This window comes from Microbulbifer sp. SH-1 (assembly GCF_011326135.1).
GTDB lineage: Bacteria > Pseudomonadota > Gammaproteobacteria > Pseudomonadales > Cellvibrionaceae > Microbulbifer > Microbulbifer harenosus.
In genome coordinates this window covers 3,714,891-3,730,130 of the sequence record NZ_CP046948.1, presented here as the reverse complement: position 1 = coordinate 3,730,130, position 15,240 = coordinate 3,714,891, and the positions used below count along the sequence as shown (strand labels likewise).

14 protein-coding genes are annotated in these 15,240 nt (G+C 61.8%); 10 read left to right on the top strand and 4 right to left on the bottom strand.

The features are described 5' to 3' along the window. Positions 1 to 169 precede the first annotated feature (169 nt). The 3 genes from GNX18_RS15365 to GNX18_RS15355 all read left to right on the top strand — a co-directional run bounded on the left by GNX18_RS15365 (position 170) and on the right by GNX18_RS15355 (position 2,654). Positions 170 to 871 (top strand): ComF family protein, encoded by a 702-nt coding sequence (locus tag GNX18_RS15365; protein WP_240914032.1) that lies wholly within the window; start codon positions 170 to 172, stop codon positions 869 to 871. A gap of 173 nt (positions 872 to 1,044) precedes the next feature. Then, positions 1,045 to 2,190, top strand: a complete 1,146-nt coding sequence (locus GNX18_RS15360) for a beta-ketoacyl-ACP synthase III (RefSeq protein WP_205827956.1) — start codon at positions 1,045 to 1,047, stop codon at positions 2,188 to 2,190. 5 nt (positions 2,191 to 2,195) lie between these two features. Next, the gene (locus GNX18_RS15355; protein WP_166219175.1) at positions 2,196 to 2,654 is read left to right on the top strand and encodes a nuclear transport factor 2 family protein; all 459 of its coding nucleotides are present in this window, start codon (positions 2,196 to 2,198) and stop codon (positions 2,652 to 2,654) included. Positions 2,655 to 2,661: 7 nt separating this feature from the next. On the opposite strand, the gene GNX18_RS15350 is transcribed toward GNX18_RS15355, so the two are convergent. Further along, complete coding sequence (locus tag GNX18_RS15350; RefSeq protein ID WP_166219173.1) at positions 2,662 to 2,988, bottom strand: antibiotic biosynthesis monooxygenase; 327 nt, start codon at positions 2,986 to 2,988, stop codon at positions 2,662 to 2,664. Positions 2,989 to 3,132: 144 nt separating this feature from the next. On the opposite strand from GNX18_RS15350, the gene GNX18_RS15345 reads away from it, so the two are divergent. The 3 genes from GNX18_RS15345 to GNX18_RS15335 all read left to right on the top strand — a co-directional run bounded on the left by GNX18_RS15345 (position 3,133) and on the right by GNX18_RS15335 (position 5,873). Beyond that, positions 3,133 to 4,119 (top strand): serine/threonine protein kinase, encoded by a 987-nt coding sequence (locus tag GNX18_RS15345; protein WP_205828172.1) that lies wholly within the window; start codon positions 3,133 to 3,135, stop codon positions 4,117 to 4,119. 21 nt (positions 4,120 to 4,140) lie between these two features. Next, a complete protein-coding gene (gene cysE / locus GNX18_RS15340; protein WP_166219171.1) occupies positions 4,141 to 4,959 on the top strand; it encodes a serine O-acetyltransferase in 819 nt (272 codons plus the stop codon). A 62-nt stretch (positions 4,960 to 5,021) separates the two neighbouring features. Beyond that, a complete protein-coding gene (locus tag GNX18_RS15335; RefSeq protein WP_166219169.1) occupies positions 5,022 to 5,873 on the top strand; it encodes a GNAT family N-acetyltransferase in 852 nt (283 codons plus the stop codon). Between the two features lie 23 nt (positions 5,874 to 5,896). Here GNX18_RS15335 and epmA read toward each other — a convergent pair whose 3' ends face one another. Both epmA and efp read right to left on the bottom strand, forming a co-directional pair. Continuing rightward, positions 5,897 to 6,865, bottom strand: coding sequence for an EF-P lysine aminoacylase EpmA (gene epmA / locus GNX18_RS15330; protein ID WP_166219167.1), 969 nt, complete (start codon positions 6,863 to 6,865; stop codon positions 5,897 to 5,899). A 380-nt stretch (positions 6,866 to 7,245) separates the two neighbouring features. Further along, positions 7,246 to 7,818 carry an elongation factor P gene (gene efp / locus GNX18_RS15325; RefSeq protein WP_138234383.1) on the bottom strand — a complete coding sequence of 191 codons (573 nt, stop codon included), beginning with the start codon at positions 7,816 to 7,818 and terminating at the stop codon, positions 7,246 to 7,248. A gap of 131 nt (positions 7,819 to 7,949) precedes the next feature. Between efp and epmB the strand changes: the two genes are divergently transcribed. The 4 genes from epmB (at position 7,950) to GNX18_RS15305 (ending at position 14,197) form a co-directional block, all read left to right on the top strand. Then, complete coding sequence (epmB, locus tag GNX18_RS15320; RefSeq protein ID WP_166219165.1) at positions 7,950 to 8,999, top strand: EF-P beta-lysylation protein EpmB; 1,050 nt, start codon at positions 7,950 to 7,952, stop codon at positions 8,997 to 8,999. Positions 9,000 to 9,308: 309 nt separating this feature from the next. After that, positions 9,309 to 11,393: an EAL domain-containing protein gene (locus tag GNX18_RS15315; RefSeq protein WP_166219163.1), complete on the top strand. Its 2,085-nt coding sequence runs from the start codon at positions 9,309 to 9,311 to the stop codon at positions 11,391 to 11,393. 369 nt (positions 11,394 to 11,762) lie between these two features. Further along, positions 11,763 to 13,748, top strand: a complete 1,986-nt coding sequence (locus GNX18_RS15310; protein WP_205827954.1) for a M1 family metallopeptidase — start codon at positions 11,763 to 11,765, stop codon at positions 13,746 to 13,748. 278 nt (positions 13,749 to 14,026) lie between these two features. Beyond that, positions 14,027 to 14,197: a hypothetical protein gene (locus GNX18_RS15305; protein WP_166219161.1), complete on the top strand. Its 171-nt coding sequence runs from the start codon at positions 14,027 to 14,029 to the stop codon at positions 14,195 to 14,197. A 14-nt stretch (positions 14,198 to 14,211) separates the two neighbouring features. On the opposite strand, the gene serB is transcribed toward GNX18_RS15305, so the two are convergent. Further along, complete coding sequence (gene serB / locus GNX18_RS15300; RefSeq protein WP_138234380.1) at positions 14,212 to 15,237, bottom strand: phosphoserine phosphatase SerB; 1,026 nt, start codon at positions 15,235 to 15,237, stop codon at positions 14,212 to 14,214. Positions 15,238 to 15,240 lie beyond the last annotated feature (3 nt).

Sequence of the window (15,240 nt, the reverse complement as noted above, 5' to 3'; positions counted from 1 at the left end):
GTGGCCGCGGGACCTGATGGTCACTACGCGGCCGGGGATCGGACTTTTCGGTCGGTAAAGGCCTGCCAGTGTAGCGGTGGCCTCTGCGCTGTCAACTGAGAGAACCCGGCGCGGTTTACAAGTCCGCACGCCGGCAAAAGCCCCATGCAATCAGGGAGGATTGCCACGGATGCTGAAATTATTGGACCAGTTGCTGGACCGCCGTCTGGCCCGCTGCCTTCTGTGCGGCACCGGCGAAGAGATCCACGCGGGAATCTGCGCACCCTGCCAAGGCGACCTGCCCAGTATTCAGCACGCCTGCGCGCGCTGCGCGCTGCCGCTCAAAAACGCCTCTGATCACACCTGCCCGCGCTGCCTGCAACAGCCTCCACCCCAGAGCCGCAGTTACGTCTGCTGGAACTACGCCTACCCGGTGGCGCAGCTGGTGCAGCGCTTCAAATACCGGCGCGACTTCGCCGCCGGCCGCACCCTCGCGGAGCTGGCCGCGGAGCAGATCGGGCGGAAACTCCACAGCAGCGAGCGTCCGGACTTGCTCATTCCTGTACCCCTGCACTGGCGCAAGCAACTCACCCGCGGCTACAACCAGGCCCAGCTGATCGCCGACATCCTAGGCAAACACTGGCAGATCCCGGTAGACAGCCGCGCCCTGCGCAAGGTGACTCACACCGGCAGCCAGCAGCAACTGCGCCGCAGCCAGCGATTGAAAAACCTCGCGCGCAGCTTTGCTGCCTCCCCGCGGGTGGCTGGACTGCATATCGGGCTGGTGGACGATGTGATCACCACTGGTGCTACGGTGGAAGCGGCCACTCAGTCACTCCTCCATTCCGGTGCAGTTCGCGTGAGCACCTACGCTCTGGCCAGAACCCCCTAGCACTCAGCCAATCTCCCCCAATGACCATTCGGTACTCGCGTACTCATTCGTAGACCAAGGTGACCCTCGGCGTCACAATAGTCGCCCTTTACAGCCGCTGTGCAAAAAATCACCGGCTGCTAACGTTATAAAAGAAGCTCGCCGCGCAGGCGTGAAGTACGGGATTTAGCATGATGAGCGAATACAAAATGCCCCGGGGCATCGTGATCAGCGGCACCGGCCTGTGGACGCCCCCGGATGTGATCAGCAATGAAGAGCTGGTACACGCACTCAACACCTTCGCGGAGAAGTACAACCGCGAGAATGCCGCCGCCATCGAGGCCGGCGAACTCGCCGCCAAGCCGTTTTCCTCCGCGGAATTCATCGAGAAGGCCTCCGGTATCAAGAGCCGCTATGTGATCAGCAAAGAGGGCATTCTCGACCCCGAGCGCATGCGCCCCTACCTGCCGGAACGCGCCGACGACGAGCTGTGCCTGCAGGCGGAAATGGGCCTGAACGCGGCCAGGCGCGCGCTGGAAAAGGCCAACAAGAAGCCGGAAGACATCGACGCGGTAATCGTCGGCGCCTCTTACCTGCAGCGCGCCTACCCCGCCATCGCCATTGAGATCCAGGGCGCTCTCGGCATCGACGGCTTTGCCTTCGACATGGAAGTGGCCTGTTCCTCCGCCACCTTTGCGCTGCAGCGCGCGGTGGATGCCATCAGCTCCGGCTCCGCCAAAGCGGTGCTGGTGATCAATCCGGAACTGGCGTCACCGCAGGTGGATTACACCGATCGCGACAGCCACTTTATTTTCGGCGATGTAGCAGTGGCCACAGTGGTGGAGCGCAAAGAGAGCTGTAGCGCGGACACCGCCTGGGAAATTCTCGGCACCAAGGCCAAGACCGTGTTCTCCAACAATATCCGCTCCAACGTCAGCTACACCTCGCGCGCGGCAGATGTGGATCCGTTCGGCGAGGGCAAGCTGTTTCGCCAGAACGGCCGCAAGGTGTTCAAGGAAGTCTGCCCGATGGCGGCGGCGCATTTGGAAAACCAGGTGCAGGAATTGGGCTTCGAGCCCAATGCCATCGACCGCTGGTGGCTGCACCAGGCCAACATCAACATGAATCATCTGATTGCGAAAAAGCTGATGGGCGATGACACCACCCCCGAGCGCGCCCCCATCGTACTGGACCGCTTCGCCAACACCGGCTGCGCCGGTTCGGTGATCGCGTTCAACCTGCACAGCGACGATCTGGAGGTCGGTAGCAGGGGGGTGATCTGCTCCTTCGGAGCGGGCTATTCCATCGGCAGCCTGGCGCTAGAGAAAGTCGCGGTGTGAGCGGCGTGAAAAAACGACTGGCCATAATCGCGTTGGGCGCTGCGCTGGCACCGGCTGCCCAGGCGCAAAGTTGCCTCGAGCCCGACCAGTTACTGGCACTCGATACCCGCTACGAAACTGCCCTGCAAATCGGAGATGTCACGCTGCTGGACGAGCTTCTCGCGCCGGAATTCGTGTGGGTGCACAATCTGGCCAGCATGAAAGAAAACAAGGCGCAATTGCTGGCGCGGCTGGGCAAAGGCCCTGGGCCCATGAAGCAGCGACGCTCCCACGATATTTCCCGCCAACGTCTCGGCAACACCGCGGTGCTGCAGGGCCTGAGCAGCGTGGAAAAATGGAATCCCGGTGGCGAAAGCTTCCGCACCCTGCGCTACCAGTTCATGCGCACCTATGTGGAAATGAACGGGGTGTGCCGGCTACTCGCGGTGCAGACCCAGAAGGTCTGGTCGAGCGAAGGCCTGTAAATTCGCATCATGTGTGGTGCCGCGGTATAGCGGGCATCACCACCCACTCGGGTTCCTCGTACGCGCCCAGGCTGCGGATTTCCACAAACGGCGCGGCACTTTTGATGATGGCGTCGATCTGCGGATCGTGTACCGCCTCCATGGCGTCGCGCTGTTCCTTACTGGCCCAGTGGGCAATGGCGATCAGCCTGTCCGGTTCGCCGATCTTGCGGTGCAGCTCGGTGCCGAGGGCGCCGGGGGCCTGCTGGATCAGTTCGGAGGCGCGCACCCAGGCGTCGGCGTATTCTTCGGCGGTGTGGCCCTCGCGGATTTTCACTTCGAAGATATATTTCATAGTGCATTCCGGCTATTGGTTCGCCTGCAAGGCAGGCTCCTACATGTGATGTTGGGGGTTTGGTGGTATCGGGTAACCGCGTTAGCATAGCGCCCCAATTTGTATGAGCCTCGCGAGGCTCACCGGAGCGCTTCCATGACCGACATGACCAATATGTCACACCCCTATGATGCGCTCACCCCGGACCGGGTGATCGACTGCGTGGAGAGCGTGGGACTGCTCTCGGACGCGCGCATCTTCCCTCTCAACAGCTACGAAAACCGCGTCTACCAGGTGGGTATCGACGAGGCGCAGCCTCTGATCGCCAAGTTCTACCGCCCGGGGCGCTGGAGCGACGAGCAGATCCTTGAGGAACACCGCTTCGCGCTGGAGCTGGCCGACGCGGAAATCCCGATGGTGGCACCGCTTGAATACGGCGGCCACACCCTGCACGAGGCTCACGGCTTCCGCTTTGCGCTGTTTCCGCGCCGCGGCGGCCACCAGCTGGAGCTGGACAACTTCGACCACCTGGAGCAGGTAGGCACCATGCTCGGGCGCATCCACGCCATCGGCGCGACCAAACCCTTTGAGTTTCGCCCCACGCTGACCCTGCAGCATTTCGCCATCGACAGCCGCGAATTCATTCTCGGCGGGGATTTCCTGCCGCGGGAGAACCGCGAAGCCTACGCGACCACCTCCGCGCACATCATCGAGCGCATCGCGCCGCTGTTTGAGCGCGAGTGGACCACGCTGCGCCTGCACGGCGACTGCCACAGCGGCAACTTCCTGTGGCGCGACGAGACTCCCTGGTTTGTGGATCTCGACGACTGCCTGCAGGGACCGGCGATCCAGGATATCTGGATGCTGATTTCCGGCAATCGCGCGGAGCAGACCGCTTATCTCGACGCGGTGGTAGAGGGATATGAGACCTTCTATCCTTTCGATCCGCAGCAGCTGCAGCTGATCGAGCCACTGCGTTGTCTGCGCCAGATGCACCACGCCGCGTGGCTCGCGCGGCGCTGGCAGGACCCGGCGTTCCCACGGGCCTTCCCCTGGTTCAACACGCCACGCTATTGGGCGGAGCACATTCTCGCACTGCGCGAACAGCTGTCGGCGCTGCAGGAGCCGCCGCTCACGCTGGGCTCGGTGTAATCGCATAAGGAGCAGTTCATCATGGAAAGTCTCAAACCTGCCGCAGTACAGGATCAGCTGTGGCAACAGATTCGCCGGGATGTCGCGGTGCAGGTGGAGCGGGAGCCGATTCTCGCAAGCTTCCTGCACGCCACCATCCTCAACCACTCGACGCTGGAATCGGCGCTCAGCTTCCACCTCGCCAACAAACTCGACAGCGCGGTGGCTCCAGCACTGCTGGTGCGCGAAGTGATCGACGAGGCGCTGGAGGCGGATCCGGGCATCGGACTGGCGGCGCGCGCGGACCTCGCCGCGATTGAGGCGCGCGACAGCGCCTGCCACTCGCTGTACGAACCCTTCCTGTTTTTCAAAGGCTTCCACGCCCTGCAGGCGTGGCGCGTGGCGCACTGGCTTTGGCAACAGCAGCGCCGCTCGCTGTCGCTGTTTGTGCAGCACCGCATCTCAGTGGTGTTTGGGGTGGATATTCACCCGGCGGCACAACTTGGGCAGGGCATCCTGCTGGATCACGCCACCGGCATCGTCATCGGCGAGACCGCGGTGGTGGAAGACAACGTCTCCATCATGCAGTCGGTTACCCTCGGTGGCACCGGCAAGGAATCCGGCGACCGCCACCCGAAAGTGCGCTGCGGCGTACTGATCGGCGCCGGCAGCAAAATTCTCGGGAATATCGAAATCGGCCGCTGCTCGCAGATTGCCTCGGGCAGCGTGGTGCTGAAGGCCGTGCCTGAGAAATCGCTGGTGGCCGGAGTGCCGGCGAAAGTGATCGGCACCGCTAGCTGCGAGCAGCCGGCGCTGTCCATGGACCAATGCGCGCTGTCGCAGGTGGATCAATTGCGCTGATTCTGCTGTCACAGGATGCGAACAAAAGAAACGCCGGGCAACGGCAGGACTATCCTGTAACCATGAAATACAGTCTCAGCGCCAAGAATCTCGTGTGCCGCAACCTGGAGAACAAAGCCGGGTACTGCGCCGACCTGCTCAACCCTAAACAGAGCAAGGAAATTACCGGCCTGCTGCGCACCGACAGCGGCCTGCTCTCCACCCGCTTCAATCAGGTGGTCAGTAACACCGTGATGCAGCCACGTATCCTGCAGCGCTTTGTTGTGGATTACTTCGCCGAGCGCCACAGCCCCTTTGCCCTGTGGCACTGCGCCAGCAAACCGCTGGATGACGCAGCGCTGGCGGAGCTAGGCCTGATCCGCCAGGCCCCGATGATCGCGATGGCGGCGGAAGTGAAGCAACTGGCCACCGATGAAAAAATGCCGGAAGGGCTGGAGATCAAGGCGGTGCACAGCGCCGACGAATTGCTGGTCTATGGCGACCTGGTGGCCGAAATGCAGAACTGCCCGCGCGAGACCGCCCAGATCAAGAAATTCTACCGCCAGCTTGCCGAACTGCCGGAACACAAGCACAGCCGGCTCAAGTATTTCCTCGGCGAATTCCAGGGCACCCCCGCCGCTGCCGGCTGCCTCTTCTCTTCCGCCGACGCACTCGGCTTCTACGACCTCGGCACCCTACCCGCCTACCGCGGGCGCGGCATCGGCACCACAATGATGCAACACCTGGTCAACGAAGTACTGCACAGCCACCACAAGCACGCCGTGGCGCTGGTGGGGGAAGAACAGCAGGATATCTGGCTGAATGCCGGTTTCTACGCCGTCGGCGAAGTGGCCCGCTACGATTTCATCCCCGAGCGCGGCAGCGCCCATATCCCCAACGGCGAAACGGACGACGACGACCGCCAGAGCGCCTGAACTGAGCCTCTTTGCTGCCTAAATCAGGCGCGGTCGATGGGAAATGCAATTACCTCGTCGATACGCCTCGCCCCGCACGCAAGCATCAGCAGGCGGTCAAACCCCAGCGCCACCCCGGCGCAATTCGGCAGTCCCGCTTCCAGCGCCTGCACCAGCCGCTCCTCAAACGGATACACCGGCTTGCCCTGCGCCTCGCGGAAGCGGTGATCCGCCTCGAAGCGCCGCTGCTGCTCCGGCGCGTGCGTCAGCTCCCAGTAACCGTTCGCCAGCTCCATCCCCTTCACATACGCCTCAAACCGCCGCGCCACCGGCACCCCCAGCTCATCCTCCTCCACCCGCGCCAGCGCCGCCTGGGTCGCCGGAAAGTCATACACCAGGGTGATCCTATCGCCTCCATCTCCATCCATTTGGGGCTCGATATGGTGGCTCATCAGCAGATCCAGACACTCATCCCGCCCCGCCGGCTCAAACGACAACTCCAACACCCGCGCCACCGCATCCTTCAGCTCCGCAAACGACGCCCGGTGCGGATCCAGCCCCACATGCTGCAAAAACAGCGCGCGGTAACTGTAGGAATGTACCTGCGGAATCCTCAGCACCCACGACAGCAACTCCCCCACCTCAATCATCAGGCGGTGATCGTCCCACCCCACCCGGTACCACTCCAGCATCGAAAACTCAGGATTGTGCCGCCCCCCCGCCTCGCCATTGCGAAACGCCTTGCCGAGGTAGTAACAATCCCCAATCCCCGCGGCCACCAAACGCTTCAGCCCAAACTCCGGGCTCGTCGCCATATACGCGGGCTCGCCACTGCAATTCGCGGTAATCGAATCGATATGCGGATCGCTGGTGGCGCGGCGGGACAGGATAGGCACATCCATTTCCAGTACCTGGCGCTCGCTGAAAAAACGGCGGATATCTGCGAGCAGAGCCGCGCGGCGACGGAGGTTTTCGAGCGGGGCAGTGGGCTGCCAAACTGAAGTTTCAGACATAAGTTCGCAACGGATATAAGAGTTCGGTTCAGTCTAGTTGGCCAACCGCACAGAACTTGGAAGCGAAGGCAAAGTGCTGGGTGCGGGTTTTCAGGATCGTCGGCAACAGGGATGTTGCCGACGAAGCGTACAGGGGTTAGGCAAACGTTTGCGAAGCACTGCTTCGCGTGCAGTCTAACGACACCAATCTATGATTGGTGGCCGGGCCCGCTCGCGGGTATTCACAGCGGTCCTGAAAACCCGCACCCAGTGCTTTGCCGCCGGCGGGCTAGCCAGGCAAATCACGGGGCCAGGGCGGCACGGAACTAAAACGAAAGAATCAAAACAAGAAAGGGCGGGCCCCGAAGGTACCCGCCCCTTGAGTCAGCAAGCTCAGGAAATCAATCTTCCTTGGCGCGACCCAGGTATTCCGCAGAGCGGGTATCCACCTTGATGGAATCACCAATTTCCAGGAACAGCGGCACCTTCACCACCGCACCGGTCACCAGCGTCGCCGGCTTAGTACCACCCTGGGCAGTATCACCGCGCACACCCGGATCAGTCTCCGCAATTTCCAGAATCACATGGTTCGGCGGCGTCACCGCCAGCGGCGCACCGTTGTACAGCGTCACCACACAGATATCCTGCTCCTTCAGCCACTTCGCCGCATCGCCCACCGTATTCACATCCGCCTGGTGCTGCTCGAACGACTCCGGCTCCATGAAATGGTAAAACTCACCATCGTTGTAGAGATACTCCATCTCCCGGTCCATCACATCCGCCGACTCCAGGCTCTCACCGGAACGGAAAGTGCGCTCCCACACGCGACCAGTCTTCAGATTGCGCAGCTTCACACGGTTGAACGCCTGGCCCTTGCCGGGCTTCACGAACTCATTCTCCACAATGGAGCAGGGGTCGCCGTCCAGCATCACCTTCAGACCGCCTTTGAATTCGTTAGTGGAATAACTAGCCATGGGTTCCTCGAAATATTCAGCATTCTGCCGTCAGATTGATTAAACTTCGCGCGCCCCACACCGGGTCAGACCAGTAAAGATACCCGTCACAAAAGCAGTACCGCCGCCGACCGCGCCAAAAACAGCCGCCTATGATACAGCACGCCCAGCCCCCCAGTGAAATCAGCCGCATCGAAATCGCCCGCCAGCGCAGCGACGACACCCAAACGCGCCGCTGGCAGGACGAAATGGCCGACCTGGTCACCGACCCGCAGGAACTGCTCGAGCTGCTGCAGCTGGCCCCCTCGCAGCTGCCGCAACTCAGCGCCGCCGCCGGCCTGTTCCAGCTGCGAGTACCCCGTCCGCTGTTGCGCCGTATCGAGCGCGGCAACCCGCGCGACCCGCTGCTGCTGCAAGTATTACCGAGCGCCGCCGAACTACAGCCCACCCCCGGTTTCAGCGACGATCCGCTGGAAGAGGCCAATGCCAACCCGGTACCAGGCGTGGTGCACAAATACCGCGGACGCCTGCTGCTGATTGCCGCCGGCCAGTGCGCAGTGAACTGCCGCTACTGCTTCCGCCGCGCCTTTCCCTACAACGACAACCACCTGAACCGCAGCCAATGGCAGCGGGCACTGGACTATATCCGCGAACAGCAGGATCTGCGCGAGGTGATTCTGAGCGGCGGCGACCCGCTGGTGATGAGCGACCGCCAGCTCGGCTGGCTCGCCGGCGAACTGGCACAGATATCGCAACTCGACAAGCTGCGCGTCCACACCCGCCTGCCGATTGTCGCGCCCTCGCGGGTCACCCAGGAGCTGCTCCAGTGGTTCGCGGGCAGCCGCCTGAAACCGGTGCTGGTACTGCACTGCAACCACGCCAACGAGATCGACGGCGAAGTGCGCGCGGCACTGGGCAGACTCAAGGCCGCCGGCGTCACCCTGCTCAACCAGTCGGTACTGCTGAAAGGCGTGAACGACCGCGAAGACGCACTCTCGGAACTATCGGAAACCCTGTTCGATGCCGGTGTACTGCCCTACTACCTGCACCAGCTGGACCGGGTACAGGGCGCCGCGCATTTTGAGGTGAGCGACGAGCGCGCGCGCGCGCTGGTGGAAGCCCTGCGTCAGCGCCTGCCCGGTTATCTGGTGCCGAAACTGGTGCGGGAAATCCCCGCAGAAAAGTCAAAAACGCCGGTGTAATCCGAAGGGAAGGGCCAGTCCAAAAGAGTCACCTCCCTCCTCAATTGCGATATTTGAGTGCGCCTGAAGGGCCGCAGCAAACGCATATCACCGCAATAATCCGCTGTGGATTTGGCGAACCGCATCGCAGAGTGCGCCCCCCGCACTTGTGCCCGCGGCCCGCGGCAGACAAACTACCAGGTTCGCGGCTGATGGCAGGAACACCTGGGCCGCTCCGCACGACAGATTTCAAACAGATCCCAGGTACGGCAAGGAAGCGGTATTACATAACCAGACAGCACCGCCGCAACGCAGTACAACAGGAACATAATGAGCAGCGACAACACCATCCGCCTACTTCTGATCAACGACAATCCCGCCGAAGCCCAGCGCCTGGTGAGCATGCTACAGAACGCCGGCCGTCCCAACCGGGCCCAGCACGTGGCCAGTGAGGCGGCCCTGACCAAACTCCTGCAGGAACACACCTGGGACCTGCTGATCGCCACAGAGCAGACCAAACAGCTGGAGGCGGCCAACGCCATCCGCACCATCAGCAAGCTGCAGAAAGACGTCCCTGTCATCCTGCTGAGCGAGCGCGAAGGGGCGCAACCCGCCGTGGAAGGGCTCAAGATCGGCGCCCGCGACGTAGTCACCGTGGATGAAGACCAGCATCTGCTGCTGGTCATTCAGCGCGAACTCATCGCCCTGGAAGAGCGCCGCAAGTCGCGCCTCAACGAGCGCCGCTACGTCGCCACCCTCAAGCGCACCCGCGAGCTGCTCGACAGCTCCAAAGACGCCATCGCCTACGTCTCCGATGGCCTGATCGTCTACGCCAACGACTCCTTCGCCGAGCGCTTCGGCTACAAAGACCGCGACGACATCGAATACCAACCGCTGATCGATATGCTCACCGAAGGTGAGCAGCCGGATGCCCGCGAATTCCTGCGCCAGTGCGCCATCAGCAACAACGAAGTGGAAGCCCAGGAGTGGCAATTCACCGCGCGCACCGTCAACGGCGCGCCGCTGCCCACCCGCGCCGAAGTGCTCTCCACCGTGTACGAAGAAGAGCGCTGCCTGCAGGTGCGCATCGCCGCCAGCAGCGGCAACACCGAGGAGCTGGAAGCCCAGCTGAACGAAGCCAAATTCCGCGATGCCGCCACCGGCTTGTACAACCGCCAGCGCTTCGTACAGCTGCTCGACAACGCCATCCAGTCTGCCGCCGGCTCCCAGCGCACCGGCGGCCTGATGTATATCGAAATCGACCGCTTCGAGGAATCCGTGCAGCAGATCGTCGGCGTCGCCGGTGCCGACCACCTGCACATGAAATTCGCCGAACTGCTGCAGGCCGGCGTGCGCCGCGGCGACATCATCGCCCGCTACGGCGAACAGAGCTACTGCCTGCTGATGCCGGAAACCACCCCGGACAGCGCCGAATCGCGCGCGAAAGAACTGCTGCAGAAAGTCGCCGACACCATCTTCGAAGCCGCCGGCAAAACCCTGCACATCACCGCCTCCACCGGCATCTCCCTGTTGAGCGAAACCTCCGGCAACGCCGACAAGGTGCTGGAACAGGCCACCAAAGCCCACAGCCAGGCCGTAGGCAAAGGCGACGGCAACACCTTCGCCCTGTTCGAACCCGACAGCGACACCCAGGGCGACACCGACACCTACCACCGCGCCCGCGTGGTCCAGGCGCTGGAAGCCGGCAACCTGAAACTGCTGTTCCAGCCGATTCTCAGCCTGCAGGGCAGCGGCGAGAAAATCTACGAAGTACTGGTACGCCTGGTGGACGGCAAGGACGAACTCGCCCCCATCGCCTTTTTGGAAGCCCTCGGCGACGCCGGCCTCTCCACCAAAATGGACCGCTGGGTAATCCTCGCCGCCGTCAAAGCCGCCGCCGCGCAGATCGCCAAAGGTCAGGACGTATCCCTGCTGCTGCACCTCACCGCCGCCTCCCTCAAAGACCCCAGTCTCCCTGCGTGGCTCGGCGTCGCCTTCAAGGCCGCCAAAGTGCCCCCCAAAACCGTCACCTTCCAGATGCGCGCCGAAGACATCAACAGCAACCTGCACGCCGCCCGCGACTTCGCCAAACAAGTCCAGGACATGGGCTGCCGCGTCGCCGTGTGTCACTTCGGCACCGGCTTGAGCCCATTCAAAGCGCTGGAACACGTCAACGTCGACATCGCCAAAATCGACGCCTCCTTCGTGCGCGAAGTACAGGACGAAGGCGAGGGCGCAGACGCGCTGGTCAAACTCGTCGGCCAGCTCAAGGAAATCAACACCCAGGTCATCGTCCCCCACGTCGAACAGGCCAGCATGCTGCCCACCCTGTGGCAGACCGGCACCGACTACATCCAGGGCTACTATGTGCAGCCGCCGGGGGATGAGATGGATTTTGATTTCAGTCTGGATTGATCGTTCAGATCCACTGAACTGGATGCGAAGGAGCAGATACCGTGCACCCATTCGCGAGACGTTGATTCGGGCCTCGGGCCCTCACCCTTCGGGCGCCTGCGGCGTCCTAAGCAGTTACTCTGCTTAGTCTAAAACAGGGATGTTTTAGAAGAGCCCCCAGGGATGGGTTCACGGCGTGTCTCGCGAATGGGTGCACGGTAGCTGCTCCGCCACCACACTTTAACAGCCCGCCGTTTCACCCGATTTGGGTCTACTTTAAACAGCAAAGCTGAATCCGGATTTCCACGTCGCCCCCTCAATTGGGTATTCTGTGCCGCGACGAATTTACCCAATTCCAATTTTTCCAATACAACAATCATGGAGCCCCGAATGCTTCCCCAATTGTTTACCCCAAGCCTCGGCCGCCTGATCGGCGCCGGCCTGCTCGCCTGCAGCCTCACTACCCTCACCGCCTGCAGCAAATCCGAAGACCCTGCACAGCAGAAGCAGATTGAAGAACCGCCGGCCGCCACCGCCGATCAGCCACAAAAAGACGCCGCCCCCGCGGAGAAAACCGCTGACGCCGAGCCCAAATCCGGCGTCGACTACCACTCCTTCGCCAACACCGACGACTACCGCGTCAAACACCTCGACCTCGACCTCACCGCCGACTTCGACAACAAAGTGCTCAAGGGCGAAGCCATCCTCGACATCCAGCGCCTCACCCAGAAAAACCCGTCGCTGATCCTCGACACCCGCGACCTCGACATCAAAGCCGTGCGCGCCGGTGTAGGCAACAACCTCAAAGACGTGAAATTCAGCCTCGGCAAAACCGACCCGCACCTCGGCACCCCGCTCAAGATCGAACTGCCCAAAGGCGCCAACCGCGTCGCCATCCAGTACCAGACCTCCCCGGACGCCTCCGGCGTGCAGTGGCTGGAACCGCAGCAGACCGCCGGCAAAAAACACCCCTTCCTGTTCACCCAGGCCCAGGCCATCCACGCGCGCAGCTTCATCCCGCTGCAGGATTCCCCCCAGGTGCGCATGACCTACAAGGCCACCATCCGCACCCCGAAAGAACTGCTGGCGGTGATGAGCGCCAACAACGATCCTGAAACGGAAAAAGACGGCGTGTATGAATTCGACATGCCGCAGCCGATCCCGTCCTACCTGATCGCACTCGGCATCGGCAACCTCGAGTTCAAACCCATGGGCGAGCGCACCGGCGTCTACGCCGAGCCGGAACTGCTCGACGCCTCGGCCAAGGAATTCGAAGACACCGAGGACATGCTCGAAGTCACCGAAGAAAACTACGGCCCCTACCGCTGGGATCGCTACGACCTGCTGATCCTGCCCCCGAGCTTCCCCTTCGGCGGCATGGAAAACCCGCGCCTGTCGTTCATCACCCCCACCGTAATCGCCGGCGACAAAAGCCTGGTGGCCCTGATCGCCCACGAACTGGCCCACTCCTGGTCCGGCAACCTGGTCACCAACGCCAGCTGGCGCGACCTGTGGCTGAACGAGGGCTTCACCACCTATCTCACCAACCGCATCATGCAGTTCGTATATGGCGACGAGCGCTACAACATGGAGATGGCGCTGGGCTACGACGACCTGCAGGCGGACCTGAACGATCGCCCGGACAAGGACGAGATCATGGCCATCGACATGCGCGGCCGCGATCCGGATGAAGTCTTCTCGAATATTCCCTACGAGAAGGGTTCGCTGTTCCTGTACGAACTGGAGCAGAAAGTCGGCCGCGAGAATTTCGACAAATTCCTGATGGACTATTTCAACAACTTCGCCTTCCAGAGCATCACCACGGAAGACTTCCTCAAGTACCTGGATGAAACCCTGCTGAAGCAGTACCCGGATAAACTCAGCCGCGAGCGCATCAACCAGTGGGTATTTGAGCCGGGCATTCCCGAGGGCGCCCCGCACCCGCAGTCGGATGCGTTCAGCAAAATCGACCCCGTGCGCCAGCAGTGGCTGGACGGCAAGATCAAGGCGAGCGACATCGATACCAAAGGCTGGACCTTCCACCAGTGGAAATACTTCCTCGACGGCATGCCGGAAAAACTGAGTGACGAACAGCTGAAGGAACTGGACAGCACCTTCAAACTCACCCAGTCGAAAAACAATGAAGTGGCGTTCAGCTGGCTGATGATCGCAGTGCGCAACAACTACGCGCCCGCCAATGCGCGCCTGGAAGAATTCCTGGTGGGCATCGGCCGCAACAAGTTCGTGCGTCCGCTGTACCGCGCCATGATGGAAAATGGCATGGAAGACGAAGCCAAGCGCATTTTCGAGAAAGCCAAACCGGGCTACCACCCGCTGACGGTGAAGGTAAACAGTAAAGTAATTTACGGGGATTGATTCAACCCAGCGCTGCGAAGCCATCTGCTTCAAAGCGCAGCCTGCAGCTGGTATCGGGAACGAACACCAGCTGCAGGCGTCACACGCCAGTCGCTACACCAGTTTCCAACTGATCAATCCGCGAGCGCTCAGCAAGGAGTGGCGCCTGTTTCCTCATGCGGCTATCCAATGCCGCGTATTTCTCTTAATCTCTTGCGCCGACCGCAACTATTTACCCCCACTGGTCGTCTAACTGGCATCAACCCGGAAGACACAGCAACTCGCACACAGGGAACCCCATGCGCAAGCTCATCGCAACGGCACTGGTAATATTCATGGCAATGGCCGCCATGGCCTGTGATCGGCAGGTCTGCTACGGGGACGGCGACCGGGGGCGCAAGCCGACTATTCCCTTCGCCAGCATCGGCAGCGATATCACGCCACTACTCGCACTTGCCCACCCTTACTGAAGTTATTCCTGAAGTTATTCGGCAGACTCGCCTAGCAGCGCGCTGATCTGACGGTCGTTCAGACCAAACAGGTACAGTGCCGCATCCAGACCAAAGCCATCGATCGCCTGTGGCGCTTCGGCGCGCACCTTGGGCTTGGCGTGGAACGCAATACCCAGCGCCCCCAACGCCAGCATCGGCAGATCGTTGGCACCGTCTCCCACTGCGATCACCTGATCCAGTGACAGATCCAGCTCCGAAGCAATTTCCTGCAACAGCAGCGCCTTGCGTGCGCCGTCCACAATCGGGTCGATCACACCGCCGGTAAGCGCGCCGCCGTTGAATTCCAGCTGATTGGCGTGCACGAAATCCACCGCGAGGTGGTTGTCCCGCAGATAGTGGGCGAAATAGGTGAAACCGCCGGAGAGTATGGCGGTTTTACAGCCCAGCGCACGCAGGGCCAGAAGCAGACGCTGGGCACCGGGCATCAGCGGGATGCGCGGGGCAATTTCAGCGAGGCTGGCCTCGGTGAAGCCTTTCAGGAGACTCATGCGCTTGCGGAAACTCTGCTGGAAATCCAGCTCGCCGCGCATGGCAGACAGGGTAATCTCCGCCACCTGGTCGCCAACGCCGGCGATTTTGGCGAGCTCATCGATAACCTCCGCCTGAATCAGGGTGGAATCCATATCGAAGCAGGCGAGTTTCGGCGCGCGTTGGGTGTGGCCCGCCTGCAGTACCAGTTCCAGCCCCAACTCCTGGCCCAACTCCAGCAGCGCCAGACGCGCGTCGCTGAACACGAGGTCGCCGTCGAGCTGTAAACGCACCACACAGCAGCCGTCGCGCGCGGCGAGAATATCCGTGGCAACCGGCTGCCAGCGGCACTCGCGCAGGAATTCCGCCAGTTTTTCCAGCTGCGCGCCTTCAATCTCCATCGCCAGCAGCGTCAGGCACCATGGGGCGGTCACGTCCGTCGGAGCGCCACCCTCAACCGGCAGGGAAAAATTCTGCTGACACAGACTGGCCAGTGAGGAAAAGAGGTCGGAGTGAGCGGTTGCTTCCATGGC

Excerpts from the sequence above, each read along its gene's own strand:
- GNX18_RS15365 (WP_240914032.1), top strand. The coding sequence starts at position 170 with ATGCTGAAATTATTGGACCAGTTGCTGGACCGCCGTCTGGCCCGCTGC.
- GNX18_RS15360 (WP_205827956.1), top strand. The coding sequence starts at position 1,045 with ATGAGCGAATACAAAATGCCCCGGGGCATCGTGATCAGCGGCACCGGC.
- GNX18_RS15350 (WP_166219173.1), bottom strand. The coding sequence starts at position 2,988 with ATGAAATATATCTTCGAAGTGAAAATCCGCGAGGGCCACACCGCCGAA.
- GNX18_RS15345 (WP_205828172.1), top strand. The coding sequence starts at position 3,133 with ATGACCAATATGTCACACCCCTATGATGCGCTCACCCCGGACCGGGTG.
- cysE (WP_166219171.1), top strand. The coding sequence starts at position 4,141 with ATGGAAAGTCTCAAACCTGCCGCAGTACAGGATCAGCTGTGGCAACAG.
- GNX18_RS15335 (WP_166219169.1), top strand. The coding sequence starts at position 5,022 with ATGAAATACAGTCTCAGCGCCAAGAATCTCGTGTGCCGCAACCTGGAG.
- epmA (WP_166219167.1), bottom strand. The coding sequence starts at position 6,865 with ATGTCTGAAACTTCAGTTTGGCAGCCCACTGCCCCGCTCGAAAACCTC.
- efp (WP_138234383.1), bottom strand. The coding sequence starts at position 7,818 with ATGGCTAGTTATTCCACTAACGAATTCAAAGGCGGTCTGAAGGTGATG.
- epmB (WP_166219165.1), top strand. The coding sequence starts at position 7,950 with ATGATACAGCACGCCCAGCCCCCCAGTGAAATCAGCCGCATCGAAATC.
- GNX18_RS15315 (WP_166219163.1), top strand. The coding sequence starts at position 9,309 with ATGAGCAGCGACAACACCATCCGCCTACTTCTGATCAACGACAATCCC.
- GNX18_RS15310 (WP_205827954.1), top strand. The coding sequence starts at position 11,763 with ATGCTTCCCCAATTGTTTACCCCAAGCCTCGGCCGCCTGATCGGCGCC.
- GNX18_RS15305 (WP_166219161.1), top strand. The coding sequence starts at position 14,027 with ATGCGCAAGCTCATCGCAACGGCACTGGTAATATTCATGGCAATGGCC.
- serB (WP_138234380.1), bottom strand. The coding sequence starts at position 15,237 with ATGGAAGCAACCGCTCACTCCGACCTCTTTTCCTCACTGGCCAGTCTG.